This window comes from Bartonella sp. AP30XZML, from assembly GCF_042195945.1.
GTDB lineage: Bacteria > Pseudomonadota > Alphaproteobacteria > Rhizobiales > Rhizobiaceae > Bartonella.
This window is the reverse complement of the sequence record NZ_JBHIPJ010000114.1, coordinates 1-17,821: the sequence shown is the minus strand read 5'-3', so window position 1 is coordinate 17,821 and position 17,821 is coordinate 1. Positions and strand designations below refer to the sequence as shown.

The 17,821-nt window shown below is 33.6% G+C and carries 21 protein-coding genes and 1 pseudogene; 15 read left to right on the top strand and 7 right to left on the bottom strand.

Annotated elements, in window-relative coordinates; all coding sequences use genetic code 11:
- The 3 genes and pseudogenes from ACFIL2_RS09150 to ACFIL2_RS09140 form a co-directional block, all read left to right on the top strand.
- Positions 1–238 (top strand): annotated as a pseudogene (locus tag ACFIL2_RS09150) (hypothetical protein); the annotation flags it as partial.
- Positions 239–789: 551 nt separating this feature from the next.
- Positions 790–2,127 carry a replication initiation protein RepC gene (gene repC, locus ACFIL2_RS09145; RefSeq protein WP_375680480.1) on the top strand — a complete coding sequence of 446 codons (1,338 nt, stop codon included), beginning with the start codon at positions 790–792 and terminating at the stop codon, positions 2,125–2,127.
- 26 nt (positions 2,128–2,153) lie between these two features.
- Positions 2,154–2,630, top strand: coding sequence for a helix-turn-helix domain-containing protein (locus ACFIL2_RS09140; protein ID WP_375680481.1), 477 nt, complete (start codon positions 2,154–2,156; stop codon positions 2,628–2,630).
- A gap of 59 nt (positions 2,631–2,689) precedes the next feature.
- Here ACFIL2_RS09140 and ACFIL2_RS09135 read toward each other — a convergent pair whose 3' ends face one another.
- The gene (locus tag ACFIL2_RS09135; protein ID WP_375679296.1) at positions 2,690–3,268 is read right to left on the bottom strand and encodes a hypothetical protein; all 579 of its coding nucleotides are present in this window, start codon (positions 3,266–3,268) and stop codon (positions 2,690–2,692) included.
- A 698-nt stretch (positions 3,269–3,966) separates the two neighbouring features.
- On the opposite strand from ACFIL2_RS09135, the gene ACFIL2_RS09130 reads away from it, so the two are divergent.
- From ACFIL2_RS09130 to ACFIL2_RS09095, 8 genes are all read left to right on the top strand, one after another.
- Positions 3,967–4,116, top strand: coding sequence for a hypothetical protein (locus ACFIL2_RS09130; RefSeq protein ID WP_187147397.1), 150 nt, complete (start codon positions 3,967–3,969; stop codon positions 4,114–4,116).
- Between the two features lie 45 nt (positions 4,117–4,161).
- Complete coding sequence (locus tag ACFIL2_RS09125) at positions 4,162–4,617, top strand: TIR domain-containing protein (protein ID WP_375639727.1); 456 nt, start codon at positions 4,162–4,164, stop codon at positions 4,615–4,617.
- A gap of 152 nt (positions 4,618–4,769) precedes the next feature.
- Complete coding sequence (locus tag ACFIL2_RS09120; protein ID WP_100130413.1) at positions 4,770–4,985, top strand: type II toxin-antitoxin system Y4mF family antitoxin; 216 nt, start codon at positions 4,770–4,772, stop codon at positions 4,983–4,985.
- Positions 4,982–6,220, top strand: a complete 1,239-nt coding sequence (locus ACFIL2_RS09115; protein WP_375639729.1) for a type II toxin-antitoxin system HipA family toxin — start codon at positions 4,982–4,984, stop codon at positions 6,218–6,220. Before ACFIL2_RS09120 ends, ACFIL2_RS09115 begins: the two co-directional genes overlap by 4 nt.
- 203 nt (positions 6,221–6,423) lie before the next feature.
- Entirely contained in the window at positions 6,424–6,612 is a 189-nt protein-coding gene (locus ACFIL2_RS09110) for a type II toxin-antitoxin system RelB/DinJ family antitoxin (protein ID WP_375618669.1), read from the top strand.
- Between the two features lie 36 nt (positions 6,613–6,648).
- Positions 6,649–6,930 (top strand): type II toxin-antitoxin system RelB/DinJ family antitoxin, encoded by a 282-nt coding sequence (locus ACFIL2_RS09105; protein ID WP_375618670.1) that lies wholly within the window; start codon positions 6,649–6,651, stop codon positions 6,928–6,930.
- A 10-nt stretch (positions 6,931–6,940) separates the two neighbouring features.
- Positions 6,941–7,231, top strand: coding sequence for a type II toxin-antitoxin system YafQ family toxin (locus ACFIL2_RS09100; RefSeq protein ID WP_375618671.1), 291 nt, complete (start codon positions 6,941–6,943; stop codon positions 7,229–7,231).
- Positions 7,232–7,399: 168 nt separating this feature from the next.
- The gene (locus tag ACFIL2_RS09095; RefSeq protein WP_375679405.1) at positions 7,400–8,044 is read left to right on the top strand and encodes a recombinase family protein; all 645 of its coding nucleotides are present in this window, start codon (positions 7,400–7,402) and stop codon (positions 8,042–8,044) included.
- 74 nt (positions 8,045–8,118) lie between these two features.
- On the opposite strand, the gene ACFIL2_RS09090 is transcribed toward ACFIL2_RS09095, so the two are convergent.
- Positions 8,119–8,295, bottom strand: coding sequence for a hypothetical protein (locus ACFIL2_RS09090; RefSeq protein ID WP_375679290.1), 177 nt, complete (start codon positions 8,293–8,295; stop codon positions 8,119–8,121).
- Between the two features lie 92 nt (positions 8,296–8,387).
- On the opposite strand from ACFIL2_RS09090, the gene ACFIL2_RS09085 reads away from it, so the two are divergent.
- The gene (locus ACFIL2_RS09085; RefSeq protein ID WP_375612422.1) at positions 8,388–9,068 is read left to right on the top strand and encodes a ParA family protein; all 681 of its coding nucleotides are present in this window, start codon (positions 8,388–8,390) and stop codon (positions 9,066–9,068) included.
- 3 nt (positions 9,069–9,071) lie between these two features.
- On the top strand, positions 9,072–9,338 hold the full coding sequence (locus ACFIL2_RS09080) for a hypothetical protein (protein ID WP_273783773.1): 267 nt from the start codon (positions 9,072–9,074) through the stop codon (positions 9,336–9,338).
- Positions 9,339–9,369: 31 nt separating this feature from the next.
- Here the strand turns inward: ACFIL2_RS09080 and ACFIL2_RS09075 are convergent, their stop codons facing one another.
- Entirely contained in the window at positions 9,370–9,726 is a 357-nt protein-coding gene (locus ACFIL2_RS09075; RefSeq protein ID WP_375679291.1) for a helix-turn-helix domain-containing protein, read from the bottom strand.
- Between the two features lie 984 nt (positions 9,727–10,710).
- Here ACFIL2_RS09075 and ACFIL2_RS09070 point away from each other — a divergent pair.
- Positions 10,711–11,106, top strand: a complete 396-nt coding sequence (locus tag ACFIL2_RS09070) for a hypothetical protein (protein ID WP_375680482.1) — start codon at positions 10,711–10,713, stop codon at positions 11,104–11,106.
- A gap of 208 nt (positions 11,107–11,314) precedes the next feature.
- Here ACFIL2_RS09070 and ACFIL2_RS09065 read toward each other — a convergent pair whose 3' ends face one another.
- The 4 genes from ACFIL2_RS09065 to ACFIL2_RS09050 all read right to left on the bottom strand — a co-directional run bounded on the left by ACFIL2_RS09065 (position 11,315) and on the right by ACFIL2_RS09050 (position 14,510).
- Complete coding sequence (locus tag ACFIL2_RS09065) at positions 11,315–11,722, bottom strand: replication protein RepA (protein WP_375679292.1); 408 nt, start codon at positions 11,720–11,722, stop codon at positions 11,315–11,317.
- Positions 11,723–12,138: 416 nt separating this feature from the next.
- Positions 12,139–14,052, bottom strand: coding sequence for a Ti-type conjugative transfer system protein TraG (traG, locus tag ACFIL2_RS09060; protein WP_375679293.1), 1,914 nt, complete (start codon positions 14,050–14,052; stop codon positions 12,139–12,141).
- Entirely contained in the window at positions 14,030–14,254 is a 225-nt protein-coding gene (locus ACFIL2_RS09055; RefSeq protein WP_012755123.1) for a conjugal transfer protein TraD, read from the bottom strand. The genes traG and ACFIL2_RS09055 overlap by 23 nt, the downstream gene beginning before the upstream one ends.
- A gap of 52 nt (positions 14,255–14,306) precedes the next feature.
- Entirely contained in the window at positions 14,307–14,510 is a 204-nt protein-coding gene (locus ACFIL2_RS09050) for a TraC family protein (RefSeq protein ID WP_273783759.1), read from the bottom strand.
- Positions 14,511–14,746: 236 nt separating this feature from the next.
- On the opposite strand from ACFIL2_RS09050, the gene traA reads away from it, so the two are divergent.
- Positions 14,747–17,821: Ti-type conjugative transfer relaxase TraA (traA, locus tag ACFIL2_RS09045; protein ID WP_375680483.1), on the top strand; the 3,075-nt coding region annotated here is incomplete at its 3' end.

The following is a 17,821-nucleotide window of genomic DNA, read 5'->3' as shown; positions in this document are numbered from 1 at the left end:
AATGATACTTTTAAAATATCTTCGAGCAGCGCCTAAATATATTGTCTTAATTTTTATTATTATTTTAGGATACTTTTATTTCAGTCAACATAATGAAAATTCTTTTTTTAAAGCACAAGAAAAGACAATAGAAAAACCTGCTTTAAAAGCACAAAATGTTTTATGGTCGCGCAAATTTCAACAACCAGAAGATTGGCGAAGAGATCACGGGAGCTATAATCCCATTGACCATTATTGATAAAACGTTCTTTCAAGCGCTACTGAAAAATCAAGTCAATATTCCACTACGAGCTTTATCAGAAAAAAGTTAATCATCATACACACAGTCCTTGGTGGACAATTCTTGCAAAGAAAAATTATTGTGTTTAGAATTTATTTACTCGTATAGGTTGTTTTCTACAGCGCGATATAAGAGCGCGTTTCCTTGGTTATATGTTATTTCGCTTTGCTGTTGTTGTAGGTTGTATTAGGTTGTATTGCCATAAAAAACAGTTGTTTGAAAGCTTTACCATATTGAAAATCTTTTTTTTTTAATATACGTTTTATCTTGACAAGCTTTTTTCAAAGCTATGAGTCGTTTCAAATAGAGGGAAATATAATGGCAAAAAAATAAAAACCCAACTGCGTTAACAGAAGGGTTTCTAAAAAGCCCGTACTACATATACGGTAAATTAAATTCCACAAAGTAATTCCTAATTTAATTTATCGTGAAGCATTCTGCAAGAGAAATTTTGTAGAAAAGGGATATTTTTAGCATTTTTTTGCCTCCAATGAGAGGTTTTAAAAATTATGGTTAATAAAACATCTGGTAGAAAATTAACTTCAAAGCACTGGGAATATATAAAAATTGCTGATAATACCGATATTGGCCACATTACTAGAAGCCAACTTCTTTTTCTTGTACAAGACTTACCAATAACTGATCTTATCAAAGGAACAGAAGCCCATTTATTAGCTAAACTTTTGAATACTGTACCAGTTACGCATTTTGAAAAAGGTAAAATTCCAATAGTTTTTAAAACCAACCATCAAATTGGTCTGGAAATTGGTTGTACATCTGTTCACGTAAGTAGGTTGCTTTCACGCCTTTTTGATAAAGGTCTTATTGTGATGCGGGATTCTGCTAATTATAAACGCTATGGTTTTAGTTCTGCTCATCATGTACCAATTGCTTGTGGTATTGATCTTAGCATTTTAATCGCGCGTTACCATGAACTTCAGCACTCTATTTTAAAGAGTAAAGAAGAAAAGAAACATCATGATATGGCGGTTAGAACCTTTTGTGGCGTTTGTCGTCGATTACGGCTTCGTATTGAAGAAATAAAATTTACACCTATTGCTTCAATGTTTTTAATTCGTATGAATAAAGTTAAATCTGTTCTTGGTTCTCCTTTTAAAGCGTCCACCGTTAAATTGGAAAAAGCTATTAAGCTTTTGAATTGGCTCTTAGAGCGTTTATTTTTTACAAAAATGTTATGCACAAACAATAAAAATGTTATGCAATTACATAATACAACCTCTAACTATAATTGTAATTGTAACAAAAATGAGTGTTCAGATAACTCTGAACACACTCAAATCGTTAATGTGACCTCCGGTCACGATAAAATGGCTTATGAAAATATAGAGAACGGCAAAACCGAAACATCACTTCCTTCAAAAGGTAGTACATTGCCTCAAATTAAGCCGGAGATACTAGAAAAGGCTTTACCAAATGCCGTCTTGTTTTCTGAATGTAGTTTCCAAACAGAAAGCGATTTGATACATTCTATGTATCCTATGTACAGAATGATTAAAGTTTCAGAACATGCCGCTGAACAAGCTACAAAAATCATGGGACTTAAAAAAACAGCTCTGGCAATTGCTATCATTTTTGAAAAATATGCTAGAGGACTCGTAAAATCACCAGGAGGATATCTCCGCGGCATGATTGATAAAGAAAAAAAGGGAGAATTATATCTAGAGCGTTCTTTATTCGCTTTATTGAAACAAGCTGATCAAGAAGAAATAAATAGTTTAAACTTAGAAAAAAATCAGAAAATAAAGCTAAACGAAGAAAAAAGCTCTTTGTTTGAGTTTGAACTCAATAAAATGTTAAATAATCTAACAATGTCAAAATTTGCATAAAAAATCTTATTAAAGTGAAAAAATAAATGGATAAAACAAAGAAAACAACAGGGCGGCGCTTCACTGCACAACATCTAGAATATCAGAAAATAGCAGAGAACGTTGAATATAAACCAATAAGCCGCAATAAATTAAGCAAGCTGGCTTATCGATTATCTCATATTGATTTAATTAGTAGAGCAGAATCTTCTGTTCTTTCTACCTTATTAGAAATAACGCCTGATAAAGCCTTTAAAAAAGGTGGAGTTCCTATTATTTTTAAAAGCAATCAAGATATTGGTTTTATGACTCGTAGTCCAGGACGTGTTAGTGTACTTCTTTCAAGTTTGTATGATTGTGGGTTGATTGTAATATGGGATTTTGGATATTTTGGTCGCCAACATATAGATGATAACGATCGATATACTCGCTCAACAAGGGCTATTGATCTGCGTCTTTTTATCATTCGTTACTATGAGCTTAAGGAAAAAGTAGATAAAAAATTAAAACGTATTGCATCCTAATATGGCATATTTTCAGTATACGATACTGATATTGTTAGTTTGAAATTACCTGTCCAATATTATGAAAAATCTATATCGATAGCTTTTGCTTGCATTTGTTCGTAAAGTTTTTGAATTGCTTTCATATTATCTTTTCGTGCTTCGTTGATCGATAGTTCAATTGAGGTTGAAAAGTATAATCCTGTATCTTCTAGCCATTTATAATGCCATACCATTGCTTTACGCCCCTCATCATAAGGCAATCCACCTTTTCGGTTTTTGGGTAAGCTATGTGTTTTATTTATAAATTGGTATTGTACAGGATCACTAACAAGAGCTATATGTTTTTTAATGACATCTATATAAGCTAAAGCATTTTTGAAACTTTTGATCATAGCTTTACTGTTACCGTATTGGATAAAATCATTTTCTGTTAAAGAGCGCTCACTACTGATGAGTAACGATATATCACCATTTTGTCCAATATCACGAAGATAATTGTACAAATCACTTCGCACATCATGTAATTTTTTTGCCTCCAATGTATTACTAAATTCTTGCATATATTTATGCTGTTGATCGAACAAATATTCTAGTTTATCTTGATATTTTTCATGCTTACTATCATTTGTATAGATTTTTGCTACTTCTTCTTCCACAGAAAAACCTTTCTTAATGAGATGTCTTCTTATGCTAACTTGGAAAAAGAATCCGGACAATAGGCAAAAAATATTTAATTATGTCATAAAAAGTGTTTTTTAAATAAGGTAATTGGAGTTTTTAAATTTACATAAATAATAATTTATATACGAAATAAATATTTTAATTATTCATCTTTAGTGCCATTAATCCTTATTTTTAAAAGGCGTAAAGAAGGTCGAAAATGAGAAAAATTTTTGATTTTAAAAAAAGAGAAAGAGATAAATGATCAACTTATCCTAGCGGGGATAACTTTTTAGAACCTCTTCCTCCAAAAAAAGATATATACAAGATATTTTTATTTAGCAATTATTTTATTAGATCCTTTATACTTTTTTAATGAGAGGCTATCTGCCTCTCAAACTCTCTGGAACGCTCACCAAAATCATGACATCAGATCCGCGTTTAATGAGGGGACTAACAATCCTAGGTTCTTGATGTCAAGGAGACCATTACATGGCGCCTAACGGCGTCCTTGACAAAGAACCTAACGGCTTGTTTCGTCCATCTCACGCGGCTCCGAAATCATGATTAGAAGGGGCGCTTTTAGGGGCATATACTTCAAAAGAAAGAGATAAAAATTATAAGCTATTTTATGAGATAAATATTTGAAAATATTATAAAAAATGTAACATAATTAAAATTATAGGCGTTGGAAATGCTCAATCATGATGATATCGAAAGTGTTGAATTTTATTTTACTGTAAATGGTAAACAAATAAAATTTGATAAAGAGACTAATGATAAATTAAAGGAAAATATAGATTGGGAGAAATTTTTATCGCAATTATTCGTTGATAAGGAATAATAAGCCCTCTGGGTCAAATGCATATATTTTTTAGGGGAGATCCAAATGCCAAAAATTTTTATTGTATATAATAATCATACTATTTTAGAACAAACTGAACGTGTTCTTTTTAAGCTTGGATTGGAACCATACGTTCTGAAATTTGGTAGTGATGATTTAACTACTATTGAGGATTTTAAACAAGAAATTAGTATGCAAACTAATTCTCCAAAATTTGGTATTGTGCTACTTACTCCCGATGACATTGGTTATGCAAAATCTGCTGATAAAAAAGACGCACAACCGCGCGCTAATCAAAATGTTATTTTTAAAATGGGTATGTTGTTTCCTATAATTTCTTGCAGAAATATTGCTATTTTAAAAAAACGAGATGTTGAAGTACCTTTAGATTATGAAGGGATTAATTATATTCCTTTTAATGAACACGTAAAAGAGACGCTCCCAAAACTTGTTGAACTATTAAACACAGCCGGATTCAATTTAGATACAGTTAACTACTGAATTTTTTTCTGTATGAAGTATACGCAAAATATGCACTCTTCTTTGTTCTTGGGATAAGGCTTTAGGAGTATATGGGATAAAAACGTCCCGTACAGGTTTATTTTCTTGTAATAAAAGCATGAAATGATATAATCATCCCTTTCGGGATGATTATGATTGAAAGCAGAATGAAAATATTGGGTTTTATTGTTAGAAATACACGTAAAAAACAAGGATTAACACAAGAACAGTTAGCAGCTACATCAGGGGTTGGTGTGCGTTTTATCCGTGATTTAGAAAGAGGCAAAGAGTCTTGTCATGTTGGAAAAACCATACATGTGCTTTCAATGCTTGGTCTTGATATTCAGATTGAAAATGAAAAATTATGACCCGTACACTTGATGTTTATTTACACGCAAAATTAGTAGGTCAATTACAACAAGAAAAAAGTGGAGATCTCACGTTTCTCTACGATACTGATTATTTGTATAAAGATTTACAGGGCATCTCTGTCTCCCTACCTCCTCGTGTTGAAGCTTATAAAGGTCAAGCAGTAAAAGCCTTTTTTTCCGGTCTCTTACCCGATGATAATGTAAGATATCGTTTAGCAACTTATTTAGGTCTTTCTGAACGAAATGCTTTTGCTTTGCTTGAAGTTGTTGGGGGAGATTGTGCTGGTGCTCTCGCTTTATATCCACATGGACAAGTTCCAAATTTGCCAACAGATGATGTAGAAACTCTTGATGATACTCAATTGAAAGAAATTCTTGAGTGTATTAAACGTCGTCCAATGCTTGCTGGTGGAGATGGCTACAGATTGTCTCTTGCGGGTGCACAAGATAAATTAGCGGTTGGCTTTAAAGATAATCGTGTTCAACTCATTAAAGGGGGTGATCCGACCACGCATATTTTGAAACCTCTCATTGAACATATTAATGATAGTGCGCATAATGAGCTTTTTTGTATGAAATTGGCAAAACTCGTGGGTATTAATGTGCCGGAAGTGTATTTACATTTTGTCAATAATACACCTTATTGTCTCATCACTCGATATGATCGTCAAATATCTTCTAATGGAACAGTTTTGCGTATTCATCAAGAGGATTTTTGTCAAGCACTTAGTATAGCTCCAGAATTTAAATATGAATGTGAAGGAGGACCTAGTATTGCTGCGTGTCAAACCGTTATTTTCCAGCATACATTGCGTCCTGCTGCTGATCAACTGAATTTCCTTAATATAATTATTTTTAATTATTTAATTGGTAATGCCGATGCGCATGGCAAAAACTTTTCACTACTTTACCAACAGAAAAAACCAGAACTTGCTCCTGCATATGATTTGTTAAGCACAGCTATTTATTCAGATTTATCTCAAAAAATGGCTATGAAAATAGGAGGAGAATATATACCTAAAAAAATATATTTACGTCATTTTTATAAAATGGTTGCGGATACTAAATCCGCTCAATTGTCCTTAAAAAAGCAAATAAAAAGAATGACTGATTTAATCAATGATAAAGCAATAAAATTAAAGAAAGAACTCGAGGGTAAAGGTTTGCGTTCTGAAGTTTTTGATGCAATCATCAATGTTATTCAACAGCGTTCTCAACATTTAAAAATTTAATCTATTTTCTTTTTTATTTCTCATTTTCTAACGGATAAAGTTTTATGGCGTTATGGATAAACTGCTTAAATGTTCGCCTGATAAGGCTAATACTAATGGTTAATAATTTAAGTAAGAAAAATTCTCAATTTTAACTCTTGATAGATATACAAAAAGACATTATTTGAGTACAATGTACTTCAACTGAAGAGGAGTTTTAGATAATGGCAAGAATTCAGGTACGAATTCATGATGATATAAATGTTTCCGCAAGTGCTGTTATTGAAGAAGCAGGTCTAACTATATCTGATGTCGTATGTATGTTTTTAACAAATATTGCTGTAGATAAAGCCTTGCCTGTTTATTTATTTAGAACTGAAGGTAATGTCAAAATTCATCAATCTGTAAAGTGAACTAAAACTAGCTTAAATGAAAAGGAGCTTTGGATAATGGCAAGAATTCAAGTCCATGTCCCAGATGCTATCAAACACGTTTCAGAAGAGGTTATTCAATCTACGGGTTTAACTATTTCCGATGCTGTACGTATGTTGATGGTATATATTGCTAAAAATGAAGTTTTACCGCTTGATCTTTTTCAACCTTCTCCAGAAACGCTACAAGCTATCAAGGATGCAGAGGATGGGTGTATGGAAAGTATGTCATTAGATGATTTGCGAAACATGATCTGCAATGATGAAGATAAAAAAAACGAATTAAAAAAGCGCGCTTAAGCCAAGACATATGAGGGAAATTATCAGCACTAGATTATTTCGGCGTGATGTTAAACGTGAAAAAAAAGGAAAGCACGCTCACATATTAAAAACAGACTTACTCCTTGTGATTGAAACATTGGCAAAAGACAAACCATTGGAAGTACGTTTTAAAGATCATAGGATGATAGGTGCTTGGCGGGGTTGGCACGATTGTTATAATTGCCATATTAAACCAGATCTTATTTTGCTTTATAGAAAGCCTGAAACTAATACATTAGAATTATTACGTCTTGGTTCCCATTCAGAACTGCGTATATGATTAATTGTTTTTTCCGTTCTTAAAAAAATGAAATTAAAAAACACATATAACAACTTCTAATATCAGAAAAAACGATCATTTTTTATGAACGAAAATTGTATATTTAATTCCTATTTTTTCTATGCAATAATATATCAGTTTTAATCAAAAATAACCTTTTTACTGAAAATGCCAAAATTTTATGCTTATTTACGTGTTTCTCGTGATGGACAAGATACAGAAAATCAAAAATTCGGATTGTTAGAATATGCTAATAAAAATGGCTTTGCACCACTTCATATTGAGGAAGAAATTGCAAGTAGAGGAAAAGATTGGCGTAAGCGTAAACTTGGTGCTTTAATTGAAAAAGCGGAGTGTGGTGATGTTTTACTCACACCGGAGTTTTCTCGTATAGCTGGTTCTTCTCTTGCTGTTTTAGAAATTCTCAAAGCAGCCAGTGAACGTGGTTTAATTGTGCATATAACGAAACAAAACCTTATCATGGATGGAAGTTTACAAAGCGATATCATTGCAAACGTATTGGGTATGGTATCACAAATTGAACGGCATTTAATTCAAACACGCACAAAAGAAGCGTTAAATGTTGCTCGTCAACGAGGAATAAAACTTGGCCGGCCAAAAGGAAGTAAAGCTACGCAATTAAAGCTGGACAATCATATTGATGAAATTCAAGCATTTATAAATGTTGGTTTATCACAGAGCCGTATTGCTAAGACATTAGGAGTTAGTGTGAACACCTTACGTTTATTTATTGAACGTAAAAACATCAAGCTTACAAAAATAAAGCCTATCATTACCATGCCAAGAACATAAAGGTATCTTTTAGTATAGTACTATACCATACTATATAATACCATAAGGTATAGTAAACTTAACTGACGAACTTCTCATAGAAAAATTATTTTTTTCCTATCTCCTCTTTTTGTTTTAACTTCTGTAAATCCATCACGCTGTATTGTATCGGGTTTGTTAAAACAATCTATTTTTTGATTAAAAGTTTCAAAAAATTTGCTAACGTTTTTAAAAACTTTATCGTTATGATTTTGAAAGGGTTTATTGGTCATTTTTTTTCCTTATAAAGGGTATATTTTAATACTTTATTATACCTTATGGTATAATACTATATAATACTATATTCTATTTAGAAAGTAACTAAATGCCTGTCATATCCTTTGCTAATTCCAAGGGGGGGAGTGGAAAAACAACATCTGCTTTGCTCCTTGCTTGTGAACTTGCACATGCTAAACCTGTTACAATTATAGATGCTGATCCTCGACATCCTATTACCACTTGGTCTGAATTGCCGGGTAAACCAGATAATCTTACTGTCGTTACTAATGAATCCGAAAAAACTATTTTAGATGAAATAGAAATTGCATCTACTAGAGATCCATTCGTAATTGTTGATCTAGAAGGTACAGCATCACGCTTAACTAGTTATGCAATTAGTCAATCTGATTTTGTAATTGTTCCTATGAAGGAACAACAGCAAGATGCTATAGCAGCTATCGAAATTATAAAAGAAATTCACAGAGATATGAAAGCTGTCCGGCGTCTTATCGCTTATTCTGTTTTGTTTACGCAATCTAAAGTTGTTGCAAAATCCAGAACTGCTCGTTTTGTATCATCTCAATTTAGAAAAAACCCAGAACTTGATGTTTTTGAAACAGAAATCAATGAACGTGATGCTTTTTCCGCAATCTTTGCAACTGGAGGTTCACATCGTAATCTCAATCCAAAGGAAGTTAATAATTTAGAAACTGCGATTGGCAATGTTGAAGCATTTGTTGCTGAAGTCATTACAAAGCTAAAAAAAGTTCAAGAGAAAGGAAATTAAAGAATGAGTACAGAAAGAAAACCATTAAATTTTTCAGAACTTGATGATTTTAAACCACGACAAACTCAATCTTCTTTAAACATTGTACAACGCAAAGAGATAGATAAGGCAGCAACTTTCCCAAGTCGTGAACAGTCAGTTGAGATACAATTAAATATCAAAGCTAGCGTAAATATCATTAATCGTTTTAAATTGATGGCTAAACAAGAGCGATATCGCCATGGTGATTTTCTAGAAATATTAATGAATGCTTATAAACAGAGCGATTAGTTTGTACGCTATAATTTTAAAAGTTTTCATTTTATTCAGAAAACAAACACAAAACTGCTTTCTGTTTTTTAGGATTAAGTTTTCTAAAACCTTTTAAAAGGAAATATTCTTCTTTACTGGAAATTTCTTCATCATAAGGGTACGGAATATTTCTTTTTTGTGAAATATCGGTATAAAAAAAGGAGATATGAACATCTAGTATGTTAGCGATTTCCTGCAAGCGTCCAGCTCCTACACGATTTGAGCCTTTTTCATATTTTTGGATTTGTTGGAAGCTTACTCCTAATTTGTTTCCTAATTCGGTCTGAGAAATTCCCATTGAAATGCGTTTATGACGAATTCTTTTGCCTACAGAAATGTCATTAAAATGTGGAGTTTTGTTTTGCACTTTAAATTCCCCCCTACCGGGTGCGAGCGCCCTCGCATTGGTATTCCGGGAGTTAAAAGTACTGAATTATAGTCAGCTTTTTGCTTTTAGTGCTGAAAAGCACCTGGACATAACAAAAACTCCCGGAACTCCGGGAAGCCCAACATAGTGAGCTAATTCTAACGCTATAATTTAAGGCTTTTAATCCCTTGTTGATTGTTGCGTATGCAATCAACACATTGATTAATTCATAGAAGAATTTCAGTAGATTGACAATAAAAATAGTTTTTATTTACAAACTTTATTTTTTAATGAGAGGCTATCTGCCTCTCAAACTCTCTAGAACGCTCACCAAAATCATGACATCAGATCCGCTTTTAATGAGAGGACTAACAAGTCTTGGTTCTTAGTGTCAAGGAGACCATTACATGGCGCCTAACGGCGTCCTTGACAAAGAACCTAACGGCTTGTTTCGTCCCTCTCACGCGGCTCCGAAATCATAATTAGAAGGGAGAGCTTTTAGGGGCAAATACTACAAAAGAAAGAGATAAAAATTATAAGCTATTTTATGAGATAAATATTTGAAAATATTATAAAAAAAGACAAAAAATAGTTGACAATAAATGGGTATTTTGCTATATAAATACTTAAGTGATCAAAACACTAATCCTAAAGCGAATAGATTACGAAACAATCTTCTTTGCTTTTCAAAAACCGACTGTCTTTGTATGTTTTAAAAACGTATAATGATTTTGTCGGGTGTGGTTATGTCATATAATACCTTTACGGGGAAAGCATAACAACAGACTTTAGGCTGTGTTTTGAGCGCCCGACGCCTTTATAGGTGTCAATTCAAAACATTATTAACCTAAAGAAGTTCATTAAGCACTAAAAAATCATAAAATTGAAATAATTATCTATATAGGTATATAAATAATCGTGAATAAAATAAAACGTATCATATAGCCATAAAGCGTTTTATAGATAAAAATATTGGAGGGGGTAATGGACACTCTATCTACTAATAAATTAAATAAAAAAGAGAAAAATCCAAATTCCAAACAATTAATTTTAATAACTATAATGCGTAGAGTGTTTTCTATCGTTTATAAAATATTACATAAGATATTGAAAATTTGCCTTTTTCCCCTTTTCCTTTTTCTTTTGCTTATTCGTAAACCGGTTATTATTTTAACAGAGTTTATAGCAGGGGGGAGTTTACTAGTGTTATTTATTTTTTTTACTGGATATGTAGCGGGTTCTGCACCTTTTGAACACCAAACAGCAATGGTTATTGGTTATATAGTTTTGATATTTCTAAGTTTAGCTGTCAATTGGGGGTACGATACGCTCCTATTACGGTTAGCTCCTCCCGGTTCTGATCTTATGCTTTTCAAGTAAAAGCTTATTAGAGAATGTTCGTCAAGCTCTCCAATGTTACCATTATTGGTAACATTGTGAAGCGTAACTACTATGCTTTTATTAATTTTTTATTCTCTCTTCTGTATCTGTATATTTTAAGCATCAAAAATGCCTGCTAAAGCAGATTTTGAATTGATGAGGGTGTGGTAGCCTCTTATTTTATGGATAAATGGAGCTAATTATTTTTTCATCTAAGATAATCTTCAAGATCTATTTGATTACTGATGTCCATTTCTAAAGGTTTTCTATTCTCATATACACCTTGAATACCGGCTGCTTTCATGCGATTTTTTAAGTTCTTTCTAAGAGCTATTTTGTGGATTTTAGCACTACCTTTCCAACCAAGGTTTGGGTTGAGACGGTAGGATCTATTAATACCAATACGAGGACCTTCCAAAAGAATATCCATAGCTATTAGTCTTTTTACGCTTCGATTAAAGTGATGTCTGGTAATACCAACTTTTTTAGCCAATTCCGTTTGATTGACGACTAATAGATTTTCGAAATCAAGACGAGAAGCCAGAATGAAAAACACCTTGAGATCAGATCCGTTTAAATTACTTTTCGCTATTATAGCCATAGGATGTTGAGGCATTGTAATCCATTCCTTTTCAAATCTATTTTTGCCTTTTAGGTATGACAAAAACAACAAAGCCGTCCATAACCTCCACTATTTTACAAATAATTTTTTTATCCACGTAGTTAAGAAATCAAATGTTTTTTTCATACTATAAGGTGCTGTTTAGGCACCCCTAAAAGCTCTCCCTTCTAATCATGATTTCGGAGCCGCGTGAGAGGGACGAAACAAGACGTTAGGTTCTTTGTCAAGGACGCCTTTAGGCGCCATGTAATGGTTTCCTTGACACTAAGAACCTAGGATTGTTAGTCCTCTCATTGAACGCGGGTCTGATCTCATGATTTTGGTGAGCGTTCCAGAGAGTTTGAGAGGCGGATAGCCTCTCATTTTATTGATTATGGACGAACGAAGTGAGTTCTATTTAGGAGATATTATTATTTAGGGGCAAATCTATTTTTGTTAGCAAGAGCCCTTAAATCCTTTCTTCTGAAATATATGGCACGTCCGCAACGAATAGGGGGCTGCCCTTGCATGAGAATGATCTGTTCGTCTTTTCGCATTTCTTGGGTGATTTCATGAGGATAAATTAAAGGTCTCTGCTGGACATTTAGACTTTCAGTTCCTTTTGCTCCTGATGTCCCTAGGGTTTTGCTTTTGCCATGAACTTCAACAGTCATTTTACCACATGCCTTTGATATATTTTCAGCTGTTTTAATATCTTTAATAGCGGCATAACTTACAAAAGCACAACTTTCAAACCATGCCATAGCACCTGATGAACCAAAGTGACGTTCAATTTGTCCTACAGATTGGTAAAAGAGCATGAGAGATATTCCATACTTACGCCCACGGTCACGAGCTTCTTCTAAGATGTTCATATATCCTAACAGATCAATCTCATCTAAAACAAAGAGGACTCTTTTTTCATAGTTTCCATTTGCGGCTTCCATAGCTTTGAGAAGAGAACCGACAAGAATGCGTCCCACACCAGGGTAAGATTTTAGAATTTTGGACGGAATATTCAAAAAGATATCGATATTTCCTTTTGCGACATCAGTTGTTTTAAAGTCGTTACCACTTATAAGGTCGGCATAATTATCAAGGGAAAGCCATTGGGTATCCTTAGAAGCAGTAGCATAAACACCAGAGAAAGTTTGCGGTGCCATATTGGTAAAGACCCCAAGAGTTTCACGAATGAATTGCGATGAAGAACTTGATTGTATTGATTGCAATTTTCCAATAACCGATGGTTCTGGTTCCGATACAATCATACGAAGTGTTTTTAAGTTTTTTGCCTCTGACTTGTACTCATCAGAAAAGACGATATGTGCAAGTAGTCCTGTTAATAAATTATGTGCGTGTGATACAAAGAATTGATCGGTTGAAGTTGATTTATGGTTTTCGGAAAGAAGGAGTCTAGCAATCTCAACTAAACCCGCTTCCCTTTCATAGGCTGGAATGCTTTCATCTAATAACCAATCTAAAGGATTAAAAGTTTTTGTTGAAGTTCCATGAGGAGCAAGAACATGTACGGTATTTTCGTTTAATTTATGTCGTGCTTCTCCAACGATTGGAGCGATTTCAGTTGAAGGATCAAAAACGATCAGTGGACCGGAATATTTGAGACAAGTTGGAATAACATTGCTGGTTGTTTTATAACCACCAGAACCAGCAAAAAATAACATATGAGTTGAATCAAAATCAAGTTTGTATGTTAACAATGGCTGGCTACCACCTTTCCCCCATGTTGTTTTGTCTTTGGGATTAAATTGGACATCTTTAACAACATCTTCGTCGACTCTATAGCGCTCTCCTATAACTACTTCACCATCACTTGGAAAGATCATTTCAAGTTGTTTTATATTCATCCATTGAGAGTCGCCGAAGATCGTATTTTTTGATTTTTTCAAAGGCGATTTTTTTGGCAACGATAGATTCATCGTGAAACCAAGGATAATAATACCAATGATTGAACCGCTCAAAACCATCCTATCAAAGAAAGGAAAAACATCAGCCCATGTCATGTTATTTTGTCCTACATAAGGACTTAGTCTTATATATTCATTTATACTGTAGTAGGCAGCAAAAAGACAAAAGGAGATTAATGATGCTATGGTGATATTTTTTCTTATATGTCTTTTTTGTAATAGAATAAATGAAGAACATGAAAGTGCAATAAGGACGAGAATATCGAGAGGTTTTGAACGAACAAACCAATAAGCATCTTGGGTAGTACCATTTTCTGTAATGTTATTTATTGTTATGTTTACAAGAAAAAGAATTATGATTGAAAAGAGGAAAGGACATATTAAAAATATGATTTGTTTACGATCTAGATTGTTTATCATTTTGACCCCGCGTATCGGTAAAAGAATGTTGTCCTATTTTTTGTAAATTTTTATATTCATTTGAATTTATATCAAGTTTTGCAGCATGAATTAAACATCCTAAAATAAAAGACTTATCAGCATTTTTAAGACCAGCCTTTACGACAAGACCGCCTAGAATAATTTTTTCACGTGCATCTTTACGTCTTATTTCATCACTCAAAAATCTCCTCCTTTTTTCAATGCGTCTTAGTGATTTTATAGAGTTACCAAGATTATTCAGTTTTTTGCTGTTCTTTTTGAAATCGGGCTTTAATCTCCTCGAAAATATTTTTCCATTGATCGTTTGTTATATTTAATTCTGTTAAACCCGCTTCAGCTGCTAATAGTGCAATTTTTTCCCCTTCTTGTTTTTTAGCAGCTTTAATTCTTTCAAGAAGTTTTTTACTTTTTTCTTCCAGAGCTTTTTTTTCTTCCATAAGTTTTTCTAAAGATTTACGTGACATTTCAAACTCTCTTTTATTTTTTAATCTTTATTTTTACTTAACAGAACAAATCTCCAATAACAATACTTAATAGTGCGCATTTATGCGCTCCTGAAAAAATGTCTTTTTTCAAAAGATTTTTGAAGGCGCAATTATACGTTTTAAAGTAAAACGTTTTATGCTATAGATTATTTCTGTGAAATAAACACAATTTTTTGTAATTATATCTTATGGCAAGTACACATTTACAAGCTAAAATTATTGGTGCTGGAAAATCAGCAATTTCGGCGGCTGCCTATCGCCATAGGACAAGGATGTTTGATGAGTTAGAAGGATCTCATACGCATAGATATGATAAAGATAGAGACCTTGTACATTCAGAAATGAATATTCCAGAAGGTTCTCCAAAGTGGATTACACAACAACTCAGTTATTTTGATACAAATGATAAAAAAAGTGAATGGCTGTGGAACACTGTGCAAAATAGTGAGCGCGTGAATGGACAGTTGGCAAGAGAAATAGTTATAGCGTTGCCATTAGAGTTATCACGAGATCAAAATATTTCTCTTGTACGAGACTTTGTAAAAGAAAACTTTTCATCACGTGGTCTTGTTTCTGATTGGGTTTTTCATGACAAGGAAGGAAATCCACATGTGCATATTATGCATACTTTACGTCCAGTTTTAGAAAATGGTTTTGGTCCCAAAAAAATAGCTGTCTTAAATGAAGATGGAACAGTAAAAAAATCTCTTGTTACTATTCGTGATAGACAAGGGAATGCTATAAGAAAAGAAGAGCGTATAGTTTATGAAACCGTCATAGGTCATAAAGATGCATTGAAGAATTTACGCAACTCATGGGGTGAGATTGCAACGAGGCATCTTGCACTTGCGGGTCATGATATAAAAGTAGATATGCGTTCTTACAAAGAGCGTGGTTTATCCATAGAACCGACCATTCATTTGGGGCAATCTGCTTATGCAATGGGTAAAAAAGGACTTGCTAGCAATGCGGTACAAGCCAATGAAAAAATAAAACAGAGATCTGTAGAGAAAATTAAAGAAAACCCTAATGAAGTATTGAAGTTGATTTCATTTGAGAAGTCGACATTTAATCGTGGTGATCTTGCTAAGATCATTAATAGATATGTTGATAATTCAAATGACTTTAATGATATTATGGTGCGTTTAGAACAAAGCAATAACCTGATTAAAATTAAAGATCATTCCAATCCTCATAAGATCATTTATTCAACAAAAGAAATATTAAAAAACGAATATGATATGGAGCGGTGTGTTGTTTCGTTGTCTCAAACGACAGGATACGGTGTAAAAGATAAACAGGTTTTAGAGGCAATAAAGTCTGTTGAGAATAAAGATAAAAGTAATAGATTTAAATTTTCAGAAGAACAAAAATTAGCCGTTCAACATATTACAGATGATAAAGGTATTGCGGCGGTTGTTGGTTATGCTGGTGCTGGAAAATCCACTCTATTGGAAGCCGCAAATATTGCGTGGGTTAATAGTGGGAAGCGTGTATTTGGAGCAGCGCTTGCGGGGAAGGCTGCGGAAGGTCTTGAAGAATCTTCAAAGATAAAAAGTAAAACTCTTGCTGCGTGGGAATTAGCGTGGAAAAATAGAAAAGATGAATTACGGGTTGGTGATGTTTTTGTCATTGATGAAGCTGGAATGGTTTCTTCAAAACAACTTTCGCATTTTGTCCAAAAAGTTGAAAAAGCAGGCGCAAAAATTGTTCTTGTTGGTGATAATATGCAGTTGCAACCCATTGAGGCTGGAGCGGCATTTCGCGCTGTAGTTGATAATATTGGTTATGTAGAATTATCGGGTATCAGAAGACAAAAAGAAGAATGGGGGCAAGATGCATCACGACAGTTTGCACGTGGACAAGTAAAGGAAGCTTTAGATCATTATAAAAATAGAGGATTCATTCATGAGACTAAAACGCGTGACCAAGCCATAAATACTCTTGTTAAAGATTGGATGGATACACGAAGGAAAGTAGAACAAAAATGTGAGGAAGAAGGCAAAACTTTACGGGGTGACGAATTACTTGTTCTTGCTCATACAAATGCGTCTGTAAAAAAATTAAATGAAGAAATTAGAACCGCTCTTAAAGATGCTAGTTTACTTAAATTTGAAGATAGTGCAAGCGTCACAAATTTTGATACTCTTAAGGGGCGTAGGGAATTTGTTGTTGGTGACAGAATTATCTTTCTTGAAAATGCTCAATTTGAAGAAAGATATGCCCCAGAATTAGGAAAGCAAAAAGTTAAAAATGGTATGTTGGGAACTGTTTTGTCTACACAAAATGAAAGAGGAAAACCGCTCTTAAAAGTGCGTCTTGACTCTGGTAAGGAGGTTGTTTTCTCCAATCAGACTTATCAAAACGTTGATCATGGATATGCGGCTACGGTTCATAAGAGTCAAGGAGTTACCGTTGATAATGTCTTTGTTTTAGCCTCCTCATCTATGGATCAACATCTCTCCTATGTTGCAATGTCTCGACATAGGCATCAGTCACATCTTTATGTAGCCGAAGAGGATTTTAAAAACGTTCGATTACACGAACACAAACAGGTTAAAGGTACAATCACTGGTGAACTTGTAGAAGCTGGGTATGCTTCTTTTAGTGAAACTGCCAAAACCGAAACACCTTATGCGGATATAGCAACTTTCCGTGGAATTGAACGTGTTTATGGTGTAAATCTTCCCTCTGCGATAGATGGGGCTCGTATTGAGCTTGGCGACAAGATATCACTTCGTCAAGATAAAGAAACTATTGTTGTTAATAATAAAGAAATTAAAAGAAATGTTTTTAATGTTGATTTAATAGAACGCGGTGATCCTTCTTTTGTTGATGCTATCAAGCGGTCTGATCATGCTAATACCTATGAAAAATTGGTAGCAGCTCTTTCTAGGTCTGGTGTTAAAACAACAACTCTCGATTTTTCTGAATCTCCTGATTATAGAGATTATATAGCCAAATTTACAAAGAATAGAGGGATTGATGTTTCTCAAGGTTTAGGGGAAAAAATAGCCTCTTACGTTGATTTTAATAAAGAATGGTTGCAAAAACAAAAAGAGAAGATTGAATCCCTTTGGGATAGAGCAAAGACAAGTTTTTCAAAACTTCAAAAAGAAGATCTCAAGGTTGAACAATCACAAAAAGAGTTGAATGTTGCATCAAAAGCAACAGAACGAGAGCCATACCTTGCTGCTTATACGGATAACTCTAATCTAGAACAGAAGGTGCTAAGCGCTCTTAGAAATAAAAAATCTTACGTT

Excerpts from the sequence above, each read along its gene's own strand:
- ACFIL2_RS09085 (WP_375612422.1), top strand. The coding sequence starts at position 8,388 with ATGCCTGTCATATCCTTTGCTAATTCCAAGGGGGGGAGTGGAAAAACA.
- ACFIL2_RS09130 (WP_187147397.1), top strand. The coding sequence starts at position 3,967 with ATGCTCAATCATGATGATATCGAAAGTGTTGAATTTTATTTTACTGTA.
- ACFIL2_RS09080 (WP_273783773.1), top strand. The coding sequence starts at position 9,072 with ATGAGTACAGAAAGAAAACCATTAAATTTTTCAGAACTTGATGATTTT.
- ACFIL2_RS09070 (WP_375680482.1), top strand. The coding sequence starts at position 10,711 with ATGGACACTCTATCTACTAATAAATTAAATAAAAAAGAGAAAAATCCA.
- ACFIL2_RS09115 (WP_375639729.1), top strand. The coding sequence starts at position 4,982 with ATGACCCGTACACTTGATGTTTATTTACACGCAAAATTAGTAGGTCAA.
- ACFIL2_RS09140 (WP_375680481.1), top strand. The coding sequence starts at position 2,154 with ATGGATAAAACAAAGAAAACAACAGGGCGGCGCTTCACTGCACAACAT.
- ACFIL2_RS09050 (WP_273783759.1), bottom strand. The coding sequence starts at position 14,510 with ATGGAAGAAAAAAAAGCTCTGGAAGAAAAAAGTAAAAAACTTCTTGAA.
- ACFIL2_RS09105 (WP_375618670.1), top strand. The coding sequence starts at position 6,649 with ATGGCAAGAATTCAAGTCCATGTCCCAGATGCTATCAAACACGTTTCA.
- ACFIL2_RS09125 (WP_375639727.1), top strand. The coding sequence starts at position 4,162 with ATGCCAAAAATTTTTATTGTATATAATAATCATACTATTTTAGAACAA.
- repC (WP_375680480.1), top strand. The coding sequence starts at position 790 with ATGGTTAATAAAACATCTGGTAGAAAATTAACTTCAAAGCACTGGGAA.
- ACFIL2_RS09090 (WP_375679290.1), bottom strand. The coding sequence starts at position 8,295 with ATGACCAATAAACCCTTTCAAAATCATAACGATAAAGTTTTTAAAAAC.
- ACFIL2_RS09065 (WP_375679292.1), bottom strand. The coding sequence starts at position 11,722 with ATGCCTCAACATCCTATGGCTATAATAGCGAAAAGTAATTTAAACGGA.
- ACFIL2_RS09110 (WP_375618669.1), top strand. The coding sequence starts at position 6,424 with ATGGCAAGAATTCAGGTACGAATTCATGATGATATAAATGTTTCCGCA.
- ACFIL2_RS09100 (WP_375618671.1), top strand. The coding sequence starts at position 6,941 with ATGAGGGAAATTATCAGCACTAGATTATTTCGGCGTGATGTTAAACGT.
- ACFIL2_RS09120 (WP_100130413.1), top strand. The coding sequence starts at position 4,770 with ATGATTGAAAGCAGAATGAAAATATTGGGTTTTATTGTTAGAAATACA.
- traG (WP_375679293.1), bottom strand. The coding sequence starts at position 14,052 with ATGATAAACAATCTAGATCGTAAACAAATCATATTTTTAATATGTCCT.
- ACFIL2_RS09095 (WP_375679405.1), top strand. The coding sequence starts at position 7,400 with ATGCCAAAATTTTATGCTTATTTACGTGTTTCTCGTGATGGACAAGAT.